The sequence below is a fragment of the Microbaculum mangrovi genome, assembly GCF_051390635.1.
Classification (GTDB): domain Bacteria; phylum Pseudomonadota; class Alphaproteobacteria; order Rhizobiales; family Tepidamorphaceae; genus Microbaculum.
Window position 1 is genome coordinate 364,939 of the sequence record NZ_JBPODT010000005.1, and the last position, 21,332, is coordinate 386,270.

19 protein-coding genes are annotated in these 21,332 nt (G+C 67.6%); 5 read left to right on the top strand and 14 right to left on the bottom strand.

Annotation, left to right across the window (positions count from 1 at the left end):
• Positions 1-47: 47 nt before the first annotated feature.
• Both ACSF9G_RS22410 and ACSF9G_RS22415 read left to right on the top strand, forming a co-directional pair.
• Positions 48-1,583, top strand: a complete 1,536-nt coding sequence (locus tag ACSF9G_RS22410) for an AMP-binding protein (RefSeq protein ID WP_436644376.1) — start codon at positions 48-50, stop codon at positions 1,581-1,583.
• A gap of 37 nt (positions 1,584-1,620) precedes the next feature.
• The gene (locus ACSF9G_RS22415) at positions 1,621-2,838 is read left to right on the top strand and encodes a thiolase family protein (protein WP_436644377.1); all 1,218 of its coding nucleotides are present in this window, start codon (positions 1,621-1,623) and stop codon (positions 2,836-2,838) included.
• A gap of 157 nt (positions 2,839-2,995) precedes the next feature.
• On the opposite strand, the gene doeB is transcribed toward ACSF9G_RS22415, so the two are convergent.
• The 10 genes from doeB to ehuR all read right to left on the bottom strand — a co-directional run bounded on the left by doeB (position 2,996) and on the right by ehuR (position 13,037).
• Positions 2,996-4,000: a N(2)-acetyl-L-2,4-diaminobutanoate deacetylase DoeB gene (gene doeB / locus ACSF9G_RS22420; protein WP_436644378.1), complete on the bottom strand. Its 1,005-nt coding sequence runs from the start codon at positions 3,998-4,000 to the stop codon at positions 2,996-2,998.
• Positions 4,000-5,187, bottom strand: coding sequence for an ectoine hydrolase DoeA (gene doeA / locus ACSF9G_RS22425; RefSeq protein ID WP_436644379.1), 1,188 nt, complete (start codon positions 5,185-5,187; stop codon positions 4,000-4,002). Before doeA ends, doeB begins: the two co-directional genes overlap by 1 nt.
• Positions 5,188-5,208: 21 nt before the next feature.
• Positions 5,209-6,201 carry an ectoine utilization protein EutC gene (gene eutC, locus ACSF9G_RS22430; protein ID WP_436644380.1) on the bottom strand — a complete coding sequence of 331 codons (993 nt, stop codon included), beginning with the start codon at positions 6,199-6,201 and terminating at the stop codon, positions 5,209-5,211.
• Entirely contained in the window at positions 6,201-7,199 is a 999-nt protein-coding gene (eutB, locus tag ACSF9G_RS22435; protein WP_436644381.1) for a hydroxyectoine utilization dehydratase EutB, read from the bottom strand. The genes eutC and eutB overlap by 1 nt, the downstream gene beginning before the upstream one ends.
• Positions 7,196-7,969 carry an aspartate racemase/maleate isomerase family protein gene (locus ACSF9G_RS22440; RefSeq protein ID WP_436644382.1) on the bottom strand — a complete coding sequence of 258 codons (774 nt, stop codon included), beginning with the start codon at positions 7,967-7,969 and terminating at the stop codon, positions 7,196-7,198. The genes eutB and ACSF9G_RS22440 overlap by 4 nt, the downstream gene beginning before the upstream one ends.
• A 13-nt stretch (positions 7,970-7,982) precedes the next feature.
• Positions 7,983-8,420: a universal stress protein gene (locus ACSF9G_RS22445; protein WP_436644383.1), complete on the bottom strand. Its 438-nt coding sequence runs from the start codon at positions 8,418-8,420 to the stop codon at positions 7,983-7,985.
• A gap of 11 nt (positions 8,421-8,431) precedes the next feature.
• Complete coding sequence (locus ACSF9G_RS22450) at positions 8,432-9,718, bottom strand: TRAP transporter large permease (protein WP_436644384.1); 1,287 nt, start codon at positions 9,716-9,718, stop codon at positions 8,432-8,434.
• Between the two features lie 12 nt (positions 9,719-9,730).
• Complete coding sequence (locus ACSF9G_RS22455; protein ID WP_436644385.1) at positions 9,731-10,309, bottom strand: TRAP transporter small permease; 579 nt, start codon at positions 10,307-10,309, stop codon at positions 9,731-9,733.
• A gap of 76 nt (positions 10,310-10,385) precedes the next feature.
• A complete protein-coding gene (locus tag ACSF9G_RS22460) occupies positions 10,386-11,396 on the bottom strand; it encodes a TRAP transporter substrate-binding protein (RefSeq protein WP_436644386.1) in 1,011 nt (336 codons plus the stop codon).
• A 252-nt stretch (positions 11,397-11,648) separates the two neighbouring features.
• The gene (gene ehuR / locus ACSF9G_RS22465) at positions 11,649-13,037 is read right to left on the bottom strand and encodes a MocR-like ectoine utilization transcription factor EhuR (RefSeq protein ID WP_436644387.1); all 1,389 of its coding nucleotides are present in this window, start codon (positions 13,035-13,037) and stop codon (positions 11,649-11,651) included.
• Positions 13,038-13,101: 64 nt separating this feature from the next.
• Between ehuR and ACSF9G_RS22470 the strand changes: the two genes are divergently transcribed.
• From ACSF9G_RS22470 to ACSF9G_RS22480, 3 genes are all read left to right on the top strand, one after another.
• Entirely contained in the window at positions 13,102-13,590 is a 489-nt protein-coding gene (locus ACSF9G_RS22470) for an Lrp/AsnC family transcriptional regulator (RefSeq protein ID WP_436644388.1), read from the top strand.
• 150 nt (positions 13,591-13,740) lie between these two features.
• Positions 13,741-15,231, top strand: a complete 1,491-nt coding sequence (locus tag ACSF9G_RS22475; protein WP_436644389.1) for an NAD-dependent succinate-semialdehyde dehydrogenase — start codon at positions 13,741-13,743, stop codon at positions 15,229-15,231.
• 56 nt (positions 15,232-15,287) lie between these two features.
• Positions 15,288-16,655: an aspartate aminotransferase family protein gene (locus ACSF9G_RS22480; protein WP_436644390.1), complete on the top strand. Its 1,368-nt coding sequence runs from the start codon at positions 15,288-15,290 to the stop codon at positions 16,653-16,655.
• A 15-nt stretch (positions 16,656-16,670) separates the two neighbouring features.
• On the opposite strand, the gene ACSF9G_RS22485 is transcribed toward ACSF9G_RS22480, so the two are convergent.
• The 4 genes from ACSF9G_RS22485 to ACSF9G_RS22500 are packed head-to-tail and all read right to left on the bottom strand — an operon-like array spanning position 16,671 to position 21,314.
• Positions 16,671-17,453: a FadR/GntR family transcriptional regulator gene (locus ACSF9G_RS22485; RefSeq protein WP_436644391.1), complete on the bottom strand. Its 783-nt coding sequence runs from the start codon at positions 17,451-17,453 to the stop codon at positions 16,671-16,673.
• Positions 17,450-18,451 carry an ABC transporter ATP-binding protein gene (locus tag ACSF9G_RS22490; RefSeq protein ID WP_436644392.1) on the bottom strand — a complete coding sequence of 334 codons (1,002 nt, stop codon included), beginning with the start codon at positions 18,449-18,451 and terminating at the stop codon, positions 17,450-17,452. The genes ACSF9G_RS22485 and ACSF9G_RS22490 overlap by 4 nt, the downstream gene beginning before the upstream one ends.
• Complete coding sequence (locus tag ACSF9G_RS22495; RefSeq protein WP_436644393.1) at positions 18,448-20,370, bottom strand: dipeptide/oligopeptide/nickel ABC transporter permease/ATP-binding protein; 1,923 nt, start codon at positions 20,368-20,370, stop codon at positions 18,448-18,450. The genes ACSF9G_RS22490 and ACSF9G_RS22495 overlap by 4 nt, the downstream gene beginning before the upstream one ends.
• Positions 20,370-21,314, bottom strand: coding sequence for an ABC transporter permease (locus ACSF9G_RS22500; protein WP_436644394.1), 945 nt, complete (start codon positions 21,312-21,314; stop codon positions 20,370-20,372). Before ACSF9G_RS22500 ends, ACSF9G_RS22495 begins: the two co-directional genes overlap by 1 nt.
• Between the last annotated feature and the right edge of the window lie 18 nt (positions 21,315-21,332).

The following is a 21,332-nucleotide window of genomic DNA, read 5'->3' on the forward strand; positions in this document are numbered from 1 at the left end:
ACGCGGCTGCCGCGTCCTGCGGATCATTTCCTGGAGGAGGTGAACAGATGCGCGCGAGCCTGGGCTCCCTGACCGCCTATCCGAGCGTCGTGCACATGCTGTTGGACCGGGCCGGGAAGACGCCTCTGGCGCCGGCGATGATCGACGGCGATCGCACGCTGGACTACGCCGGCCTCGTCCGCTGTGTCGCCGGCTGCGCGGCCTGGCTGCGCGATCGCGGCGTCGCCGGCGGGCGGGTCGCGCTGATCGCGCAGAACTCCCTCGACTGCGCGATCGCGCTCTACGCGGTCCACGCCGCGGGCGCACAGGTCGTGCCGGTCAATCCCGCCTATACCGAACGCGAACTGAAGCAGATCCTCGAGGACGCCGATCCCGCCCTCGTGCTCTTCGACGCCGCCCGCGAAGCCGAACTCGGACCGCTCCTGGACGGGCTGGGCGTGCCCGGCGAAGCCATCGGTCCCGGCAAGCGCCTGCTCGATGCGTGGAAGGACGACGCCGGCGTGCCGTCGCCCGCCTCCCTGCCGGGGCCGGACGACCTCGCGACGCTGCAGTACACCGGCGGAACAACCGGCCGGCCGAAGGGCGTGAACATCACCCACGGCCAGATCGCCGTGAACGTGGCGCAGCGCGAAGCCGCGCTCCCCACGGGCGAAAACGAGGTCGTCCTGTGCGTCATGCCCCTGTTCCACGTCTTCGCCACGTCGATGTGCCTCTATCTGGCGGCCAACTGCGGCGGGCTGCTGATTATCCTGCCGCGATACAGGCCGGACCTGGTTCTCGAGGCCCTGATGCGGCACGCGGTGACCCGGCTGCCGGCCGGCCCGACGATCATTTCCGGGCTCATGTCGTTCGAGGGCTTCGAGGAGGCGGACCTCGGCTCGCTCCGCGCCGTCTATTCGGGCTCCGCCGCCCTTCCCGAAGCCGTGCTGAAACGGTGGGAGGATATGGTCGGCTGCCCGATCTACGAAGGCTATGGCCAGTCGGAGGCCGGCCCGGTGCTGACCTACCAGTACGAGGGCGAGGCGCGGATTCCGGGCTCCGTCGGGCGGCCGGTGCCCGGGACGGAGGTCCAGATCGTCGATCCCGAAGACGGGCACACGGTGCTTCCGGTCGGCGAGGCCGGCGAGATCCGCGCGCGCGGCCCGCAGATCATGGCGGGCTACCGGGCCCGCCCGCAGGAGACGGCCGCCGCCCTTCGCGACGGCTGGCTCTACACCGGCGATATCGGCCGGCTGGACGCGGACGGCAATCTCTATATCAGTGACCGCAAGAAGGACATGGTGATCACCGGGGGATACAACGTCTACCCGCGCGAGGTGGAGGAGGTGCTGCACGCCCACCCCGCCGTAGCGGAAGCCGCCGTGATCGGACGGCCCGACGACTACCGCGGCGAGATCGTCGTCGCCTACCTGGCGATGCGGCCGGGCGCCGAGCGCGATTTCGACACGCTGGAAGAGCACTGCCGCCGCAACCTCGCCCGCTACAAGGTGCCGGCCAGGTTCGTCCAGCTGCCCAGCCTGCCCCGGACCGTGATCGGCAAGCTCGACAAGCCCGCGCTGCATGCGATCGCAGACCACCCCTGAACCATTCTGGCCATGGCTAGGATCCGAACCTGAAGGAATGACAGAGTTGAACTATCGCGCGGAGATCCCCTACGGATCCTACTGGTCGACACCCTTTGCCAAATGGCAGGGGAGCTTCGCCCATCTTCACAGCGTCGAGTTTGCCGCCGCCGTCGCTCGGGATGAACTGGAGCGTCGCGGGATATCGCCGGCATCGTTCGATTTCGGCGTGCTCGGGCTCACCGTCCCGCAAAAGGGATCGTTCTACGGACTACCGTGGTTCACGGGCCTCGTCGGCGCGTCGCAGGTTGGCGGTCCGACCATATCGCAGGCCTGCGCGACCGGCTTGAGATGCCTCCAGACCGGCGCGCTGGAAATCGAGGCCGGCCTGGCCACCTGCGCCCTCGTCGCGGCCTGCGACCGGACATCGAACGGGCCGCACGTCTACTATCCCGCCCCCGACGCACCGGGCGGAACGGGCACCAATGAAGACTGGGTCCTGGACAATTTCGGTTGCGATCCGCTCGGCGGACATTCGATGCTCGCCACGGCGGAGAACGTGGCACGACGATACGGTCTCTCCACCGGCGAACAGCACGAGATCGTGTTGCGCCGAAGCGAGCAGTACGAGATGGCGCTCGCGGACGACCGGGCCTTCCAGCGCCGGTACATGACCCTGCCGTTTCCTTTGCCCGCGTCCCGGTCCCGGGCGCCGACGATGGAGCTGGAGGGCGACGAGGGGATCTTTCCGACCTCCGCGGACGGGCTGGCCCGCCTGAAGCCGGTCACGGAGGGTGGGACGGTAACGTTCGGCGGTCAGACCCATCCCGCCGACGGAAACGCCGCCGTGATCCTCGCAACCCCGGAGCGCGCCCGCGACCTCAGCCGCAATCCGGATATCGCGGTGCGGCTTCTCGGTTTCGGCCTCGCCCGCACCGATCTCGCCCACATGCCGATGGCACCGGTGCCCGCGACGCGGGCAGCGCTTCGAAACGCCGACATTCAGGTGACTGACCTGGACGCGATCAAGACGCACAATCCCTTTGCGGTGAACGACCTCGTCCTTGCGCGCGACCTCGGTCTGGACGCTTCGGCAATGAACAATTTCGGCTGTTCGCTGATCTGGGGCCACCCGCAAGGCCCCACGGGACTGCGCGGCGTCATCGAGCTGATCGAGGAACTCGCATTGCGCGGCGGCGGCCGCGGACTGTTCACCGGCTGCGCCGCCGGCGACACCGCGATGGCGGTCGTCGTCGAGGTTACCGACCGCGGCTGATCTCCCAAGGCAATCAGCCGCGGGATCAGAAAATAGGCGCAACGCCACGGCACGTAGGGTTCGCAAGCAGCGAACAGGAACGCGAAGGACCGGCGGGGGAGCGGGATCCGGCGGTCTCCGGCCTGTATGACCAATCGCGTTTCAGGCCAGGTTCGACCTATTCCACCACCGATGCGACCACGGCGAGGCAGTCGCCGGGCTTGATCAGTCCGGGGAAATGCCGCGCCACCAGAAGGCCGGTGTTGCGCGACTGGACCACGACCGGCTCGCCGCCGACGTGATCGACCGGCCAAATCAGGGCCAGCGGATCGTCCTTGGCCACCGGATCTCCAAGGTCCACGAGGACTTCCAGAAGCCCGTTCCGCTCGCAGAAGTGGAAGCAGTCGCCGACCGTCGTGTCGATGCCGATGCTCGGCCCGATCTCCGGCTCGCCGTCCAGAATGCCGGCGTGCTTGAGGAGGTTGCGCACGCCGCGTCGCGCGATCCGGGCGGTGCGGGCGGTCGCCGTTCCCCCGCCGCCAAGCTCGGTGGTGACGAAGGTCTTGCCGGCGTCCTCGACGACGGTGTCGTACATGCCGACCGCATCGATCTCGCGCAAGGTCATCGAATAGGGGGCATTGAAGGCCTGCATCGCCGCGATACAGGCGTCCTGCTGAACCGCCGAGTCGAGCAGATGCGCCGCCGCGAACGGCACGAAGTCGAGCGTCTTCCCGCCGGAATGGTAGTCGAGCACGACGTCGGCCAAAGGAACAAGCTGGTTGAGGAAGAAGTCGGCGATCTTCTCGGTCGGCGAGCCGTCGGCCCGGCCGGGGAAGCAGCGGTTGAGATTGACGCCGTCGAGGGGAGAGGTGCGCCGCGCCGCGTGGAAGGCCGGCGTGTTCATGAATGGAACGATGATCACGCGCCCCCGGATCTCGGCCGGCTTGAGCTCGTGGGCGAGCGCCTGCAGCGCGATCGGCCCTTCGTATTCGTCGCCGTGGTTGGCGCCGGTCAGCAGGGCAGTCGGCCCGTCGCCGTTTCGGATGACGGCGATCGGTATCATCACCGAGCCCCAGGCCGACTCGTCGCGGCTAACGGGCAGGCGCAGGAACCCGAAATGGGCGCCGTCCCTGTCGAAGGGGATGGTCGGCACGATCGGGCTGGGACGCGGCGGCGCGCTCATCAGTCCTTCACCAGAAGCCGGCGCGGCACATTGGCCAGACACTCGGGTCCGTTCTCGCCGATCACGATGCTCTCCGTAATCTCAAGCCCCCAGTCGTCCATCCAGAGGCCGGTCATGAAATGGAACGTCATGCCGGGTTGGAGCACCGTGCGGTCGCCGGAGCGAAGGCTCATGGTGCGCTCGCCCCAGTCGGGCGGATAGGACAGGCCGATCGGATAGCCGGTGCGGTTGTCCTTGACGATGCCGTGCGTCTCCAGGACACCGAAGAACGCGTTGGCGATGTCCTCGCAGACGTTGCCCGCCTTCGCCGCGTCCAGTCCCGCCTCCATGCCCTCCAGGACCGCCTTTTCGGCATCGAGAAAGGTCTGGCTCGGCTTGCCGAGGAAGATCGTGCGCGACAGCGGGCAGTGATAGCGGTGACAGACGCCGGCGATCTCGAAGAACGTGCCTTCGCCCGCCTGCATCGGCCTGTCGTCCCAGGTCAGGTGCGGCGCCGCAGCATCGCTGCCCGATGGCAGCAGCGGCACGATCGCCGGATAGTCGCCGCCGACCCCGATCGCGGGATCGTAGCGCAGGCCCGCGTCGTAGATCTCGGCCACGAGACTGCTCTTCGGCAAGCCCGGCTCGATCGTCTCGAAGATGCGCTGATGCATCCGCTCGACGAAGCGGGCGGCCGTCCGCATATAGTCGAGCTCCTGCGGCGACTTCACCGCGCGCTGCCAGTTGACGAGCGCCGTCACGTCGGAAAACCGCGCGTTGGGGAGCGCTTTCTGCAGCGTCGCGTAGGCGGCCGCGGTGAACCAGTAATTGTCCATCTCGACGCCGATCGCGAGCCTGTCCCATCCGCGGTCGGCGAGCCGCGCGGCGAGATAGTCCATCGGGTGGCGCTCGGTGGACTGAACGTAGTGGTCTGGATAGCCGATGATGTTCTCGGGTTTCATGAAGGTGGTTCTGAGCGCGCCGTTGGCGTCCTGGCTGCGCCCGAACCAGACCGGCTCGCCATCCATCGCCAGCACCACGCACTGGTGCACGTAGAAGGACCATCCGTCATAGCCGGTGAGCCAGGCCATGTTCGAAGGATCGGTGACGATGATGAGATCGACACCGGCGGCCTGCATGGCGGTGCGCGTCTTGGCGATCCGGGCATCGTATTCCTGTCGCGTGAAATGAAGTCTCGGTGCCAGCATCGGTCTTGGCTCGTTCCTGTATCAGCTGGTGAAGTCGGTCCCGGCGCCACGCGCGGCGGCACGCTCGCGGGCCAGTGTGGCGATGGCGGTGTCCTGCACGCCGGTTCCCGTCATGTCCGCGACGGTGATCTGCTCCGCGGCGGTTCGCCCCGGTGCCTGCCCCTCGACAATGGCGCCAAGTTCGGGAAACTCCGCGTCCGCGGCCACCACGCCGGCGTCGATGGCGCTGCGCAATTCGCCAAGCGAGCGCGTCTGGCTCAGCCGGTCGGGCACGTAGACATCGGCGCGGCGCAGACAGGCCGGATCCAGTTCGTTCTTCGTGTGCTGATCGGACCCCATGGCGGTCACGTGCTGGCCCGGACGCAACCAGTCGGCGCGCACGACGGGCGCCGTCGCCGGCGTCGTCGTCACCACGATATCGGCGTCCGCGATCGCGCGCGCCGGATCGGTCTCGGCCGACACGGCAATGCCGAGCGCGCCGGTCATCGCCGCGGCCAGCACCTCGGCCTTGCCGGCGTCACGGCCCCAGATCGTCGCCCGCTCGATCGGGCGCACCAGGGTGAGCGCCTGCAACTGCAGCCGCGCCTGCATGCCCGTACCGAAGATCGTGGCCCGTCGGGAGTCGGGGCGCGAAAGATGGCGGGCGGCCACGGCGCCTGCCGCCGCCGTGCGCACGTCCGTGAGATAGCCGTTGTCCAGCAACAGCGCCTCGACCTGGCCGGTGCGCGCGGAGAACAGGACCATCAGGCCCGAGGTCGACGGCAAGCCGATTTTCGGGTTGTCGAAGAACCCCGGCGACACCTTGAGGGCGAAACTGTCGATGCCGGGAACGTAGGCTGTCTTCACGTCGACCTCGCCGTTGTGCTCCGCGATCGCCATCGACAGGATCGGCGGCATCACGACCCCGCCGCGCGCGAGCGCCCGGAAGGCAGTCTCGACGCAACCGACCGCCGCGTCGTCGAGCGGCACGGCGGAGCGGAGCTCCGTTTCGGTTAGGATCCGGATCGTCGGCATCAGGCAGCCTCTTCGGCGACGTCGGCCGCCTCGCCGGAAACGACCCGGTGATGCAGCGCCATACCGATGTTGCCGCCGCTGAGCAGAAGCATCGTCGGTCCCTCAAGCGCGATCTTGCCGGCCAGCAGCACGGCGACGCCCACGGCGCCGGCCCCTTCGACGATCTGGCGTTCGTGCCAGTAACAATGATGGATCCCCGCGGCGATCTCCGCTTCGGTCAGCAGGACCACGTCGTCGACGAGAGCGCGCACCATCGCGAAGGTGTGCCGGTTGCCCAGCCCGATGCCACCGCCCAGGCTGTCGGCGAGGGTCGGAAGCTCCCGGACTTCGACCGGCCGGCCGGCGGCAAGGCTCGCGTGCATCGCCGCGCCCCGTTCCATCGACACGCCGACGACCCGGATGCCGGGCTTCCGCGCCTTCAGGGCGGCCGCCACGCCGGAGATCAGCCCGCCGCCGGAAAGCGGGACCACGACGGTCTCGAACTCCGGCATGTCTTCCAGCATTTCCAGCCCCAGCGTGCCCTGGCCGGCAATGACGCGGCGATCGTCGAACGGCGGGATCATGGTCATCCCCTCGGCCACCAGCCGGTCGACCGCATGTTGCGCTTCGTCCTGGCTGCGCCCGCCGATCAGCACGTCGGCGCCTTCGCCGCGGATCGCCTCGACCTTGTTCGCGGGAACCAGTTCCGACATGGCGATGACGCAGCGCACGCCGGCCGCCGCCGCCGCTCTGGCAAGGCCACGGCCATGATTGCCGGTCGAAACACCGACCACCCCGGCCGCGCGTTCGGCGTGGGCGAGCGACAGGATCGCGTTGGTGGCGCCACGGAACTTGAAGCTGCCGCTGTGCTGGTGGTGCTCGAGCTTGAGTGCGACGGTCACGCCCGTCCGCCCGCTCAGAGAAGCCGACTGTTCGACCGGCGTGTGACGGATCGCGCCGGCGATGGTCCGCCGGGCGGCGACGATCTCGTCAACACTGACAAACGGATCCTCGCTCATGCGGCACGACTTGTCGCTGAGAGCGCGAACAACCTTCCCGGCGCACCCGGCAAGGGCGCCAGATCCGCATGCTGCAGCATCCGCCAGAGGCTCGCCTGATTGGAGGAGACGACGGGTTTCCCCAACCGGTCCTCGATGGCGTCGATAACCCCCAGCGCCGGCAGCGCGGTGCAGGAGAGGAAGACACCTTCGACATCCGGCCGGTCCGCCGCTTCGGCCGCCGCGACGATGGTCGCCGCCGACACCCGCGCCATTTCGCGGTCGTCGGAAAGACCAAGGCACTGAGCGCTCGCGACGTCCAGCCCGCGCCGGGTGAAATAGGCGACCATCGGCGCCGTGGTTTCGGGCAGATAGGGCGTCACCAACGCGATCCGGCCGACGCCGAGCGCGGCGAAGGCCTGAACCGCGGCATCGGGCGGCGTGACGACCGGTACGCCGGGACGTGCGGTCCGGATCGCCTCGGCAACCGCGTCATCGCCGATTTCCACCGAGGCCGCGGTGCAGCTGAAGCAGATCGCCGCCAGGGTGACGTCGGGCACCAGAAGGTCCGCTGCCGCCGTCAATGTCGGCGCCATCCGGGCGAGGTTTTCCGGCGTGGTCGGGTTGGCGTAGGGCACCCGTGTCACATGCAGGGCCGCCCGCTCCGGCGGCAGCACCCGCCAGGCGTCGCGTTCCGACGTCAGGTCGGTCGCAAGCGCGATCAGTCCGAGGCGCGAGACATCGTTCGGCTCCAGGTCCGGACTGACCGGCGAAGGGACAACTGTGGTCATTGCGCTGATCCGATCAGACGACGAGAACCGGGCATTTGGCCGTCCCCGTCACCTTGTGAGAAACGCTGCCGAGCAGGTAGCTTTCGATCGAGCCCAACCCGCGGCTGCCGATAACGATCAGGTCGACGCCGTGTTCCTCGGCGAACGCGACGATATTGCGCGCCACCGGGCCGTTCCGCACGAAGGCCCGCACATCGCCGACGCCAAGCTCGCCGGCGCGCGCCTTCGCGCTTTCCGCGACCTCCCTGGCGGCCTCGCGCATGAGGTCGTCCATATTGCCGGGCTCCTCCGGGCGGACCATCGAGAAGGACGCCTCCAGCATCGAATGGTGGCGGTAGATGGTCAGGACCGTCAGCTCGCCCCCCGTCAGCGCCTTCAGCTCGACGGCCTTCTCGAGCGCCTTGAGGGCGTTCTCGGAGCCGTCGACGGGCACGAGGATATGCTTGAACACGTCGCCCTCCCTCACTTCGCGAAGGCGAGGTCGCGCAGGAACAGCGCGATCTGCGGGAAGAAGATAAGGGCGACCGAGACACCGAGCAGGATCAGGATGAAGGGCGGCGTGCCCTTGATCACCTCGATGTAGGGCCGCTTGAACACGGCGATCGCGGTGAAGATGTCGCAGCCGAAGGGTGGTGTCGCGGAGCCGATGGCGACCTGCAGCGTGATGACCGTGCCGACCAGAACCGGATCCAGCCCGACCGAGTCGACCACCGGCGCGAAGATCGGCACAAGAACCAGGATGACGACGATCGGGTCGACGAACATGCAGCCGACGAAGAAGGCGATGGAGATGACGAACAGGACTCCGATCGGCCCCATCGCGTCTATGCCGATGCCGCCGAGGATCGCCTGCGGGATCTGGGCAAAGGAAATGATCCACGAGAACGCCGCGCCAGCCGCGACCAGGATGAACACCACCGCCGTGATCAGGCCGGTCGACTTGGCGGTCTGGTAGACGTCGCCGAGGCTCATCGAGCGGAAGACCAGGACCTCGAGGATCAGGGCGTAGAGCACGCAGGCGGCGGCCGCCTCGGTCGGCGAGAAGATTCCGCCGTAGATGCCGCCGATGATGATGACCGGAAAGCCGAGGGGCCAGAGCGCGCGCTGCACGGCGTGGAACCGCGCGCCCCAGCCCGCACGTTCCTCGGTCGGCACGTCGTTCCTGTAAGCATAGACGACGCTGTAGATGGAAAACAGGACCAGAATCAGAAGGCCCGGACCGATGCCGGCGATGAACAGCTCCGAAATCGAGGTATTGGAGACGACGCCGTAGATGATCATGCCGATCGACGGCGGGATCAGGAAGGCGATGTCGGAGGAATTGACGATCAGCGCCAGCACGAAGCTGTCATTGTAGCCGGCCTTCAGCATGCGCGGGCGCAGCGGCCCGCCGACCGCCACGACGGTGGCCTGGGTGGAGCCCGAGACCGCGCCGAACATGGTGCAGGCCGCGGCCGTGGAGACCGCGAGACCGCCCTTCACGTGCCCCACGAACTTCATCACCATGTCGATCAGCCGGTCGGCCGACTGGCCACGCGTCATGATGTCGGCGGCGAAGATGAACATGGGCACGGCGATCAGCGATGCGGGGCGGATGCCGGCCATGAACTGCTGGACCATGGTCTCCATCTGCCCGAAGCCGCCCATCATCATGTAGAAGCCGACGAAGGCGCCGACGATGAGCGGGATCATCATCGGGAACCCGAGCAGCAGAAGCAGGATCATGATGGAAAAGATCGTCAGTGCCATGATCGTCGCCCCTCAGATTTCCTGCTCGTCGGCCGCATAGCCTTCGAGAACGTTGGTGGAGAGGTATATGTCCTTCTCCCGGACGTTCTTTATGGCGGTGAGGAGGTACTGCATCCCGGTCATGAAGAAGCCGACGGGCACCCAGATCAGCGTCCACCAGACCGGGATCTGCAGGGCCGGCAGCACGCGCCCGCGGCCCGCCTGGGTCACGATGTAGCCGTAGGAATACCAGCACAGCGCGAACATGAAGGCTGCGGTGATCAGAGCGATCGCGATCATCATCGGCTTGCGCATTGGGGGCGGCAGCGCGTCGTAGATCGCCGACATGCGGATGTGCCTACCCTGCCGCGCGGCATAACTGATGCCGGCGAAGGTGATCAGGATGATCAGGATGCGGTTCAGCTCTTCGGAGAAGAAGATGCTCGACTGGAAGACGAAACGACCGACCACGTTCGCGATGGTGTTGGCGGCCATGAGCAGGACGCCAACAGCGAGCATTGCCGACTCGATGCGACTGATCAGGCTGTCGATCGTCCCGAGGAATCCGGGCAGCGACGATGCGTGCTCCGAGCTTTGCGGCTGGTCGGTCAATGCTTTTCCCCCGAGTCCGCCGGTCAGAGACGCCCGGCGGGGACGAGGCCCCGCCAGGCGATGGCTCCTGTGACCGCTACTGGGCGGCAGCCTTCAGATCCGCCTTCAACTGGTCGAGGATCTTCTTGCCGCTTTCGCCCGTCATCTCGATGAATTTGGCCTCGACATCGGCGGCGGCGTCCTTGAAGCACTTGCGCTGCTCCTCGGTGAGCACCGTCACCGTCATTTCCGGCTTGGCCTTCTTGATCTTTTCGAGTTCGGAATCGGCAAGGCCCTTCTGGTAGTCGACGATGTAGTCGTAGGCGGTATCGGACGCGGCCTGGATCGCCTTCTTGTCGGCATCGCCGAGGCCGTCATAGAAGTCCTTGTTGGCCATCACCGCGGTGGTGAAATTGTTGTGCCCCGCATACGTGATGTAGTCGGTGACCTCGTAGATCTTCGTCGAGTAGAGGAAGAAGGTCGGGTTCTCCTGGCCCTGGATGATGTTGGTCTGCAGGCCGCCATAGACCTCGCCCCAGGGCAGCGGCGTCGGCGTCGCGCCGAAGGCCCGGTAGGATTCGACCAGCAGCGGGTTGGTCATCACCCTAAACTTCACTTCGTTCAGATCGGCGCAGCTCTCCACCGGGCTCTTGGTGGTCATGGCGACCTCGCCCTCGGGGAACATCGTCAGCAGTTCCAGCCCCTGATCGGCGTAGAGCTTCTGGAAGTCCTCGTTGATCGCCTTAGAGCTCTTGTAGAAGCGGGCGAGCTGATCCTGGTCCGTCGGCAACAGATAGGGCACGAAGAAGACCTGCGCCTCGGGGATCAGAGAGCCGGTGAAACCCGGCGACTGGTCGACGAACTGCAGGATGCCGGCCTGGGCCTGCTCCATGATGTCCGCCGACTCGCCCAGCGTCCCATAGGGAAACAGCTGGATCGTATGGTCGGTGTTGGCCTCGACCTCTTCCTTGAACTTCTGAGCGAACTTGCCCTGCACCTCATCCATCGATTCCTCGAAGGCGTAGCGCCAGGTTTCGGCCATGGCGGCGGTCGAGGTGAGTGCGAATGCGGCGGCGGCGACGCCGGCCAGAACTCGCGTGATTGTCATTGAGTGTCTCCTTCCTGTCGTCCCTGTCCCCGGCGCGCGCGCACCGACGCGCTTCGCATCGGTGCGCACGCTTTCGGAAGGCGGATAACCCGCCCTTGTTCTTGTGCCAGGGGATCGCGTCTCGCCGCGTCTGGACAGGCAAGATCCCGTTCCCCAGAGGCCGGTAGCGTTGGGGAAACGAAATACCAAGTCAATTTTTTTATTGAACCATGACAATCGATGCGCGATCGCCCGCCGCCGCCAACCGTCCGGCTAGATCGCCAGCAGGGCCGGCTCCGGCGGGCTGCGCACCAGCCGCGCGATCACGCTGAGACCCCGTTCGAGCTCTTCTTCGGAGCCGGCCCCCAGGCAGATGCGCACCGCCGGATGATGTTGGTCGTCGGAGATCGCGAAATTGCTCCCCGCCGCCACCGCCACGCCGTTGTTGCGGGCGTGGGCCACGAACATGTCCTCGCGCCAGGGGTCGGGCAGCCGCATCCAGACATGCATGCCGTTGGGCGAGCCCGTATAGGGGAGCCCGCGGAGCAGACGGGCCGCGATGTCGTTGCGACGCGACAACTGGGCCTGCTGCCACTGCAACAGCGTCTCCGCCGTTCCGTCGTCCAGCCAGCGGGTGGCGATCTCCGCCATCAGCGGCGTCGCCATCCAGTTGGTCACCAGATGCCGTGTCCGCGCCGCCGCCACCATCGTGTCCGGAACCACCAGCCAGGCGATACGCAGCCCGGGCAGCAGGCACTTCGCCAGGCCGGTGAAATAGAACGTCCGCTCCGGGGCGAGCATGAAAAGCGGCTCCGGACGGCCGGGCTGGATCGGACCCAGCGCATCGTTCTCGACGATCCAGACATCGTGCTGCCGGGCGATTTCGACGATCGCGCGCCGGCGCTTCCCGCCCATCATCGCCGCCGTCGGGCCGAGGCCGCTCGGAAGCACGAACAGGACTTTCACGGCTCCCGTCCTGCACGCCCGGTCGAACGCGTCCGGCACGATACCCTCGTTGTCCAGGGGCAGTCCGGCCAGGCGCAGTCCCAGCGCGGTCGTCAGCGACTTCAGGGTGTGATGACCGATCTCCTCGGAAACGACAAGGTCGCCCGGCAGCGCCGCCGTCATCAGCGCGGTGGTCATCGCCACCGTGTTGCCGTTCGCCGGAAGGACCTGGTCGCGGCGGGTGTCGATGCCGCAGCGGGCGAGCCAGCCGAGCGCGGCCTCGCAATGGGCCTCCAGCGTCGCGCGCGGCCGGAACGACAGTATCGCGTTGCCGGGCAGATCGTCGGCCAGCGTCGCGAGCGTGGCGGACATGCGCTCGGAATGGAGTTCGCCGGTCACAGGCACCAGCATCGAGCAGTCGATGACATCGTCGCTGCCGCCGAGGCGATGCCAGGGCATCCGGGTATCCGGACGGCCGGACCGCACGAAGCTGCCGCGCCCGACCTGACCGGAGATCACGCCGAGACGGCTGAGCTCGTCATAGGCCCGGCTCACCGTCTGAACGCTGACACCGAGATCGTAGGCAAGCGCACGATGTGTCGGCAGCCGCACGCCCGGCCGGATCTCGCCCGCCTCGATCGCGTCGATCAGACTCTGGGCGAGCGAACGGTAGGCGGGGCGCCGCAAGCTGTCCTTGTTCGGTGGCCAGATTGTCATGAAACATTATCTGCCTTGAAACGGAACAATTGACAAGCACAGCGGCGAGGCGGTACGTGCGGCCATGCCCATCGCCCTCGATGACCGTGACGTTCGCATCCTGCAGATCCTCTGCCAGGAAGGCCGGATCTCGAAGAGCGAACTGGCCCGGCGCGTCAATCTGTCGGCCACGCCGTGTTGGGAACGCCTCAAGCGTCTGGAGGCGCAGGGGCTGATCCGCGGCTATCGCGCCGAGATCGCCCTGGCGCGGATCGCGCCGCACGTGACGATCTTCGTGGTGGCCGAACTGGAATCGCATCGCACCGACGACTTCAGGATCTTCGAGCAGGCCATCGCCCGGCGCGACGAGATCATCGCCTGCTGGGCGATCGGCGGCGGCTTCGACTACCTGCTGCAGATCGTGACGGCCGACATCAACAGCTATCAACGCCTCGTCGACGCCCTTCTGGGCGAACGGATCGGCCTGAAACGCTACTTCACTTACATCGTCACCAAAGACGTGAAGGCCGACGCGCCGCCGCTGGGACACCTGCTCGGTCGGCAGGACACCTGACCGCGTCGCGGCGGCAATTCGGAAGAATCCTCCTCCGCGACGACCATCTTCAAAAAATCCCTCTGCCGATACCGCCCTATTCTGCTGTGCATGGCCCGCACGACCTGCGGGGCCCCGGGCCTTGCGGCCCCCGGAACCGGCGGAGGAATCATGAGCGCGCTTGCAAAGACGACCGACGGAGCCCCGAAAGGGATCGCCCTCGCGGATCCGGCGCTGTTCAAGAGCTTCGCCTATATCGGCAACCGCTGGACCGCCGCCGCCGGCGGCACCGTCCTCTCGGTCACCGATCCCGCCGACGGCGCGCTCGTCGGCGAAGTCGCCTGCCTGTCCTCGGCCGAGAGCGCCCGGTCCGTCGACGCGGCTCATGCCGCATTTCCCGATTGGGCCTCGGCCCTGCCGCAACATCGCTCGCGACTCCTGCGCCGCTGGTACGAGCTGATGGTCGAGTGCCGCGAGGACCTGGCGCAGATCATGACGGCCGAACAGGGCAAGCCGATCTCGGAAGCGCGCGGCGAAATCGACTACGCGGCCGCCTTCGTCGAGTTCTACGCCGAGGAAGCCAAGCGCCCGAACATCGAGGGCGTCACCTCCCATCTCCCAGACGCCGAGGTCGAACTCTGGCGCGAGCCGGTGGGCATCGCCGCCCTGATCACGCCCTGGAATTTTCCCTCCGCGATGATCACCCGCAAGGCCGCCGCGGCGCTGGCGGCTGGCTGCACGGTGCTGATACACCCCTCCTCGCAGACCCCGTTCTCGGCGCTGGCGCTCGCTGAACTGGCCGACCGGGCCGGCTTCCCCCCCGGCGTCGTCAACGTGATCACCGGCAACGCGGCCGACGTCGTCGAGCCCTGGCTCGACGACCCGCGCGTCCGGGCGCTGTCGTTCACCGGCTCGACGGAGATCGGCAAGCTGCTCTATTCCCGCTCGGCGGCGACGGTGAAGCGGCTGGTGCTGGAACTCGGCGGCCATGCCCCGTTCCTGGTATTCGCCGACGCCGATCTCGACCGCGCGGTGGACGAGGCGATCAAGGCGAAGTTCGCCACGACCGGACAGGATTGCCTCGGCGCCAACCGCTTTCTCGTCGAGCGCTCGCTCTACGACGCCTTCTGCGCCCGCTTCGCCGAGGCGACGATGGCGCTGAGCCTGGGGGCCGGCCGCGACGATCCCGACCTGGGGCCGCTGATGAACGAGGGCGCGGTGCGCAAGCAGGAGGAGCACGTCGCCGACGCCCTGGCGCGCGGCGCGCGCTGCCTCGCCGGTGGCCGGCGCTCGCCCCTCGGCCCGCTGTTCTACGAAGCGACCGTCCTGGCCGACGTCGATCCGGCGTCGCTGGTCTTTAGCGAGGAGACGTTCGGCCCGGTCGCCGCCATCGCCCCCTTCGATACCGAGGACGAGGCGGTGACGCGCGCCAATGCCACCGAATACGGGCTCGTCGCCTATCTGCACACGCAGGATCCCCGGCGCATCTACCGTCTCAGCCGCGCGCTCGATTTCGGCATGGTCGCGGTCAACCGCACCAAGGTCACCGGCGCGCCGATCCCCTTCGGCGGCATGAAACAGTCCGGCCTGGCCCGCGAGGGCGCCCGCCACGGGCTCGAGGCGTTCACCGACATCAAGTACGTCTGCCGCGACTGGGCCTGAATCCCGGCCGCAAGATCCGGCCCGCCAAGATCCGGCCACTCAGAAAGGAACGACCGATGCTTACCAACGACATGCTGGCTCTCTGGGATCGCGAGAACTTCTTTCATCCCTCCACCCATCTCGCCCAGCATGCGCGCGGCGAGACGCCCTCCCGCATCATCACCGGCGGCAAGGGCGTGTGGATCGAGGATCGCGACGGCAACAGGCTGCTCGACGCCTTCGCCGGCCTCTACTGCGTCAATGTCGGCTACGGCCGCACCGAGATCGCCGAAGCCATCGCCGAGCAGGCCAGGGAGCTCGCCTACTACCATGCCTATGTCGGCCACGGCACCGAGGCCTCGATCACGCTGTCCAAGATGATCCTCGACCGCGCGCCGGCCGGCATGTCCAAGGTCTATTTCGGCCTCGGCGGCTCAGACGCCAACGAGACCAACGTCAAGCTCGTCTGGTACTACAACAACATCCTCGGCCGGCCGGAGAAGAAGAAGATCATCTCGCGCTGGCGCGGCTATCACGGCTCGGGCCTGATGACCGGATCGCTGACCGGCCTGGGCCTCTTTCACCGGAAGTTCGACCTGCCGCTTTCGCAGGTGATCCACACCGAAGCGCCCTACTACTATCGCCGCGCCGACCTCTCCATGAGCGAGGCCGATTTCGTCGCCCATTGCGCCGCCGAGCTGGAGGCGCTTATCGAGGCGGAAGGCGCCGACACGATCGCCGCCTTCATCGGCGAGCCGGCGCTCGGCACCGGCGGCCTGGTGCCGCCGCCGGCCGGCTACTGGCGGGCGATCCAGGAGGTGTTGGACCGGCACGACATCCTGCTGATCGCCGACGAGGTCGTCACCGGCTTCGGCCGCCTCGGCACGATGTTCGGCTCGGATCACTATGGAATGCGGCCCGACATCATCACCATCGCCAAGGGCCTCACCTCGGCCTACGCGCCGCTGTCGGGCTCGATCGTCGGCGATAAGGTCTGGCAGGTACTGATGCGGGGCACCGACGAGACCGGTCCGATCGGCCACGGCTGGACCTATTCGGCCCACCCGATCGGCGCGGCCGCGGGAATCGCCAACCTGAACGTGATCGACAGCCTCGGCCTGGTTTCCAATGCCGGCGAGACCGGCGCGTATTTCCTCGCCGCCCTGCGCGACCGTCTCGGCGACCATCCGAATGTCGGCGATATCCGTGGCGAGGGGCTGCTGGCCGCCGTCGAGTTCGTCGCCAATCGCGACGCGCGCACCTTCTTCGACGCGGGCGACAAGATCGGCCCGAAGGTCGCCACCGCATTGCTCGCCGAAGGCGTCATCGGCCGGGCTATGCCCGAAGGCGACATCGTCGGCTTCGCCCCGCCCCTCTGTCTCACCCGCGCCGAGGCCGACGAGATCGTCGACAGGATGGCGAAAGCGGTCGATACGGTGTTCTGATCGCGACGGCCGGCATCAGTCGCCGTCGGCGCGCAGGAAGCCGCCGGCGATACTGGCCTCCATCGCGACCATGTAAGCCTCAGCGGCGTCCATGTGTTCGGCCATGATCGCGCGCGCCGTCTCCGCGTCTTCGGCGCGCAGCGCGCGCATCAGGCGGATCTGGTAGTGCAGCGCGGTGTCGCGCAGCTCGGGATGCGGCGCGTCGTAGATGCGCCGGCAGACCACCATTTCCCGCAACAGCGTCTGCAGGAACCCGCAGTAGAGTCCGAGCACCGGGTTGGGGCACAGCTCGGCCAGCACGCTGTGAAAGTCAAGCTCGGCGATGCGCTGGGCATATTCCTCCTCGGCCGTCACCGGCGGCGCGTCGTAGAGGCGCATGGTGCGCTCCAGCCGGGTGAAGTCGGCCTCGGAGAGATGGCCGGCGACAGAGGCGGCGATCTCGGGCTCCAGTTGGCAGCGCACCGCATAGATGTCGGTTATCGTCGGCGTGCGGAACAGGAAGTAGTTGGACAGAAGCGCCATCGCCCGTTGCGGCGCGATCTCGCTGAGGAACACGCCGCCGCCCGGTCCGGTCCGGGTGCGGATCAGGCCCTGCGATCGCAGCGCGCTCAGCGCCTCGCGGATCGAGCCCTTCGAGGCGCGGAACCGTTCCATCAGCTCGCGCTCGGCGGGCAGTCGGTCGCCCGGCCTGAACTGGCGCTCGATGATCATGTCCTTGATCTGCTCGCTGATGCTCTCCTCACGGCGACGACGCGTGGAAACCACGCTTGGCGGGGTGAGGTCGGTCGTCTTCGTCATGGGGAATCCGCGGAAGTGTCTTCGACAAGAGGATACCAGCAAGCGGCGCGCTGCGTATCGTCGTTTGGTGCATCGACCACGGTAAGCGGCGGGCGCTCGTCACGGCATTTCGCCGCCGCGCGCGGGCAGCGTGACGCAAACGCACAGCCGGGCGGCGGATTGAGCGGATCGGGCAGTTCCGCCGGTTTCTCCTCCGCCTCGATCCGGCGCGCGCCCGGCGTCGGCGCCGAGCGCATCAGCAACGCCGTATAGGGGTGGCGCGGATGCGCGTAGAGATCGCGCGCGGAGCCGACCTCGACGATCCGCCCGAAATACATCACCGCCACCCGGTCGCAGACGCTTTCGATCACACTGAGATCGTGGCTGATGAAGATGTAGGTCAGCCCGAATTCCTGCTTGAGCCGGTCGAGCAGGTTCAGCACCTGTGCCTGCACCGATACGTCGAGGGCGGACACCGGCTCGTCGAGCACGATCACCCGCGCGTCCGCCGCCAGCGCCCGGGCGATGCCGATGCGTTGCGCCTGTCCGCCGGAGAACTCGTGCGGATATCGCTCGAGGAACTCCTGGCGCAGGCTGACCGCCCGCATCAGCTCCGCAAGCCTCTCCTCCCGTGCCGTCGCGTCCAGCCCGAGCAGCCGCCGCATCGGCGCCTCCAGGGTCTGGCGGATGGTCTTGCGCGGATTGAGCGAGGCGACCGGGTCCTGGAACACATACTGGATGTGCCGGGCGAGCGCTCGCGGATCGCGGCCCGCGACCTGCGTCGCGTCGCGCCCTTCGAGCCGGATCGTGCCGGCGGTCGGGCGATCCAGGCCGACCAGCATGCGGGCGAGCGTGGACTTGCCGCAGCCGGACTCGCCGACCACGCCCAACGTCTCACCTTCCTGGACGGCCAGGTCGGCGCTTTGCACCGCATGAACCGCGGGATGCCGGCCGCCGAACAGCTTGCGGCCGCCACCGAAGACGCGGGTCAGCCCCTTCGCTTCGACCGCGATCGTCATGACGCGAACCTGTAGGGCTTGATGCAGCGCACGGCGCGGTCGTCGGACAGGGTGTCGAGCGATATGTCGCCCTCGCGGCACCGGGGCTCGGCGATCGGACAGCGCTCGGCGAAAGCGCAGCCCGGCGGCAGGCGATCGACCGGCGGCGGCAGGCCCTCGATGGCGTCGAGCCGTCGTTCCGGCTGGCCCAGCACCGGCACGCAGTCGATCAGCTTGCGGGTATAGGGATGGGCCGGCGTGTCGAGCACCGCCTGCGTCGGCCCGATTTCGACGATCCGTCCGGCATACATCACCGCGACGCGGTCGCAGAGTTCGGAGACGACGCCGAAGTCGTGGGTGATGAACAGCACGGCCGAGCCCTGCGCGTCCGAGAGCCCGCGCATCAGGTTCAGCACCTGCGCCTGCACCGTCACGTCGAGGGCTGTCGTCGGCTCGTCGGCGATGATCAGCTCGGGGTCGTTGGCAAGGGCCATGGCGATGCAGACGCGCTGGCGCATGCCGCCCGACAGCTCGTGCGGATAGGCATCGAAACGCGCCTTCGCCGACGGGATCTGGACGCGGTCCAGCAGTTCGATCGCCCGCGCCTCGGCCTGCCGACGCGACAACGGCTGATGCGCCCGAAGGGCCTCGACGATCTGCTGGCCGACCGTGAACAGCGGATGCAGCGTCGTCAGCGGATCCTGGAACACATAGGCGACCCGACCTCCGCGCAGCCTGCGCAGATCTTCGACGCCGGCGGCCAGCTGGTCTTCGCCGCCGATCGTCACGCGTCCGCCGGTGATCGTGCCTGGCGGCGTCGGCACGAGCCGGAGAAGCGACAGGGCCGTCACCGACTTGCCGGAGCCGGATTCACCGACGAGACCGAGCCGTTCGCCCGGCGCCAGGTCGAGATCGACCCCGCCGACGGCCTTGTAGATTCGCGAACCGGTCTGGAACTGTGTGCGCAGCCCCTCGACCGAAAGCACCGCGTCCATCGTCGGTTTCGCGGGCACCGCCTCGCGTTTCACCGCCGTCGCCGCGCCGGGGGCTGCCAGCGCGCCGGATTTCAGCCGCGGATCGAGGACGTCGCGAATGCCGTCTCCGACGAGATTGATGCTCATGACGAGCACGAAGATCATCAGGCCTGGGATGACGGACACATGCGGCGCCGTGAACAGCAGCTTGCGCCCCTCGCCCAGCATGGACCCGAGATCGGCCTGCGGCGGCTGCGCGCCGAGGCCCAGGAAGGACAGGCCGGCGGTCTCCAGGATCATCCAGCCGACCGTGGTCGACATCGTGACGACGATGGTCGGCAGGACGTTGGGCAGGACGTCGCCGAACAGGATCGCGGGATGCGAGGCGCCGGACAGGCGGGCGGCGTCGACGAATTCGCGCCGCGACAGCCCGAGCGTCAGGCCGCGAATGTTCCGCGCGAAGAACGGGATGTTGACGATGGCGATGGCGTAGAGCGCGTTGATGAGACCGGGGCCCAGAACCGCGACGATACCGAGCGCCAGCAGGATGTAGGGAAACGCCATGACCAGGTCGATGCCGCGCATCAGAACGCTGTCGGTGCGCCCGCCGGCATAGCCCGCCGTAAGCCCGATCAGCGATCCGACGATCGCCGCGATCAGGGTCGCCGAAAGGCCGACGACGATGGAAACGCGCGTCCCCCACAGAAGCCGCGACAGCAGATCGCGGCCGAGATGGTCGGTGCCCAGCAGATGCCCCTCGGCGCCGGGCCTGAGAAGCCGCTGGGCGGGATCGGTGATGTCGGGATCGGGCAGCGGCAAGACGGGGGTCAGCAGCGCCAGCACCACGATCAGGACAAGTACGACGAGCCCGACGGCCGACAGCCGGTTGGTGATCAGAAGCCTGAACGGCGATGGCCGGTCGCCGCGATCCGCGGCCTTCCGGGCCGTGAACGGAAGGGCCACCATCAGCGCAGCCTCGGATCGACGATCGTCTGCGCGACGTCGGCAAGCAGGTTGAAGAAGACGTAGCTCGCCGCCACCACCAGGACGCCGCCCTGGACGAGCAGCAGGTCGCGCGTCGAGATGGCGTTGACCAGCATCCGGCCGATGCCCGGCCACTGGAACACGGTCTCGATATAGACGGCGCCGCCGAGCACGAAGCCAGCCTGGATGCCGATCACCGGAATGACGGAAACGAGCGCCGCCTTGAAGGCGTGGCGGTAGATCACCCGCCGCTCCGAAACGCCCTTGGCGCGGGCGGTCCGAATGTAGTCCTGGCGTAGCACCTCGAGCATGGCGGCGCGGGTCAGCCGGGCGATCACCGCGGTGGCCACCACCGCCAGCGTCACCGCCGGCATGGCAAGGTGCTTGAGGAGATCGAGCGGCCCGCCACCGCCATAGATCGCGAACATGCCCGAGGCCGGCAGCCATTGCAGCTCGACGGCGAACAGCATGATGAGCAGCAGGCCGAGCCAGAAGGACGGCGTCGAGATGCCGATCAGGACGAGGAAGGTGACAATCCGGTCGGTCCAGCCGAACTGGCGTACGGCGGCGGTGATACCGGCGACCAGGCCGAAGATCGAACACAGAACGAGTGAGGCCCCGGCAAGGACGAGCGTCGCGCCGAAGCGCTCGAACACCTCGTCGGCGACCGGACGATTGAGGGCGTAGCTACGGCCCATGTCGCCCTGCAGAAGATTGCCCAGCCAGATGAAGTACTGCTCGACCAGCGGTCTATCGAGACCGAGCTGCCGGTTGATCCGTTCGACGTTCTCGGGCGTCGCATAGCTCCCCAGGATCGCCGTGGCCGGATCGCCCGGGATCAGGGCCATCATCGCGAAGACGATGACCGAGAGCCCGAGCAGGATCGGCACCGTCGCGATCAGGCGTTTGCCGATATAGATCCACATCCGCCCGGACCGCGCGGC

Coding starts and splice junctions, on each gene's coding strand:
- ACSF9G_RS22410 (WP_436644376.1), top strand. CDS start 48: ATGCGCGCGAGCCTGGGCTCCCTGACCGCCTATCCGAGCGTCGTGCAC.
- ACSF9G_RS22415 (WP_436644377.1), top strand. CDS start 1,621: ATGACAGAGTTGAACTATCGCGCGGAGATCCCCTACGGATCCTACTGG.
- doeB (WP_436644378.1), bottom strand. CDS start 4,000: ATGAGCGCGCCGCCGCGTCCCAGCCCGATCGTGCCGACCATCCCCTTC.
- doeA (WP_436644379.1), bottom strand. CDS start 5,187: ATGCTGGCACCGAGACTTCATTTCACGCGACAGGAATACGATGCCCGG.
- eutC (WP_436644380.1), bottom strand. CDS start 6,201: ATGCCGACGATCCGGATCCTAACCGAAACGGAGCTCCGCTCCGCCGTG.
- eutB (WP_436644381.1), bottom strand. CDS start 7,199: ATGAGCGAGGATCCGTTTGTCAGTGTTGACGAGATCGTCGCCGCCCGG.
- ACSF9G_RS22440 (WP_436644382.1), bottom strand. CDS start 7,969: ATGACCACAGTTGTCCCTTCGCCGGTCAGTCCGGACCTGGAGCCGAAC.
- ACSF9G_RS22450 (WP_436644384.1), bottom strand. CDS start 9,718: ATGGCACTGACGATCTTTTCCATCATGATCCTGCTTCTGCTGCTCGGG.
- ACSF9G_RS22460 (WP_436644386.1), bottom strand. CDS start 11,396: ATGACAATCACGCGAGTTCTGGCCGGCGTCGCCGCCGCCGCATTCGCA.
- ehuR (WP_436644387.1), bottom strand. CDS start 13,037: ATGACAATCTGGCCACCGAACAAGGACAGCTTGCGGCGCCCCGCCTAC.
- ACSF9G_RS22470 (WP_436644388.1), top strand. CDS start 13,102: ATGCCCATCGCCCTCGATGACCGTGACGTTCGCATCCTGCAGATCCTC.
- ACSF9G_RS22475 (WP_436644389.1), top strand. CDS start 13,741: ATGAGCGCGCTTGCAAAGACGACCGACGGAGCCCCGAAAGGGATCGCC.
- ACSF9G_RS22480 (WP_436644390.1), top strand. CDS start 15,288: ATGCTTACCAACGACATGCTGGCTCTCTGGGATCGCGAGAACTTCTTT.
- ACSF9G_RS22485 (WP_436644391.1), bottom strand. CDS start 17,453: ATGACGAAGACGACCGACCTCACCCCGCCAAGCGTGGTTTCCACGCGT.
- ACSF9G_RS22490 (WP_436644392.1), bottom strand. CDS start 18,451: ATGACGATCGCGGTCGAAGCGAAGGGGCTGACCCGCGTCTTCGGTGGC.
- ACSF9G_RS22495 (WP_436644393.1), bottom strand. CDS start 20,370: ATGGTGGCCCTTCCGTTCACGGCCCGGAAGGCCGCGGATCGCGGCGAC.
- ACSF9G_RS22500 (WP_436644394.1), bottom strand. CDS start 21,314: ATGTGGATCTATATCGGCAAACGCCTGATCGCGACGGTGCCGATCCTG.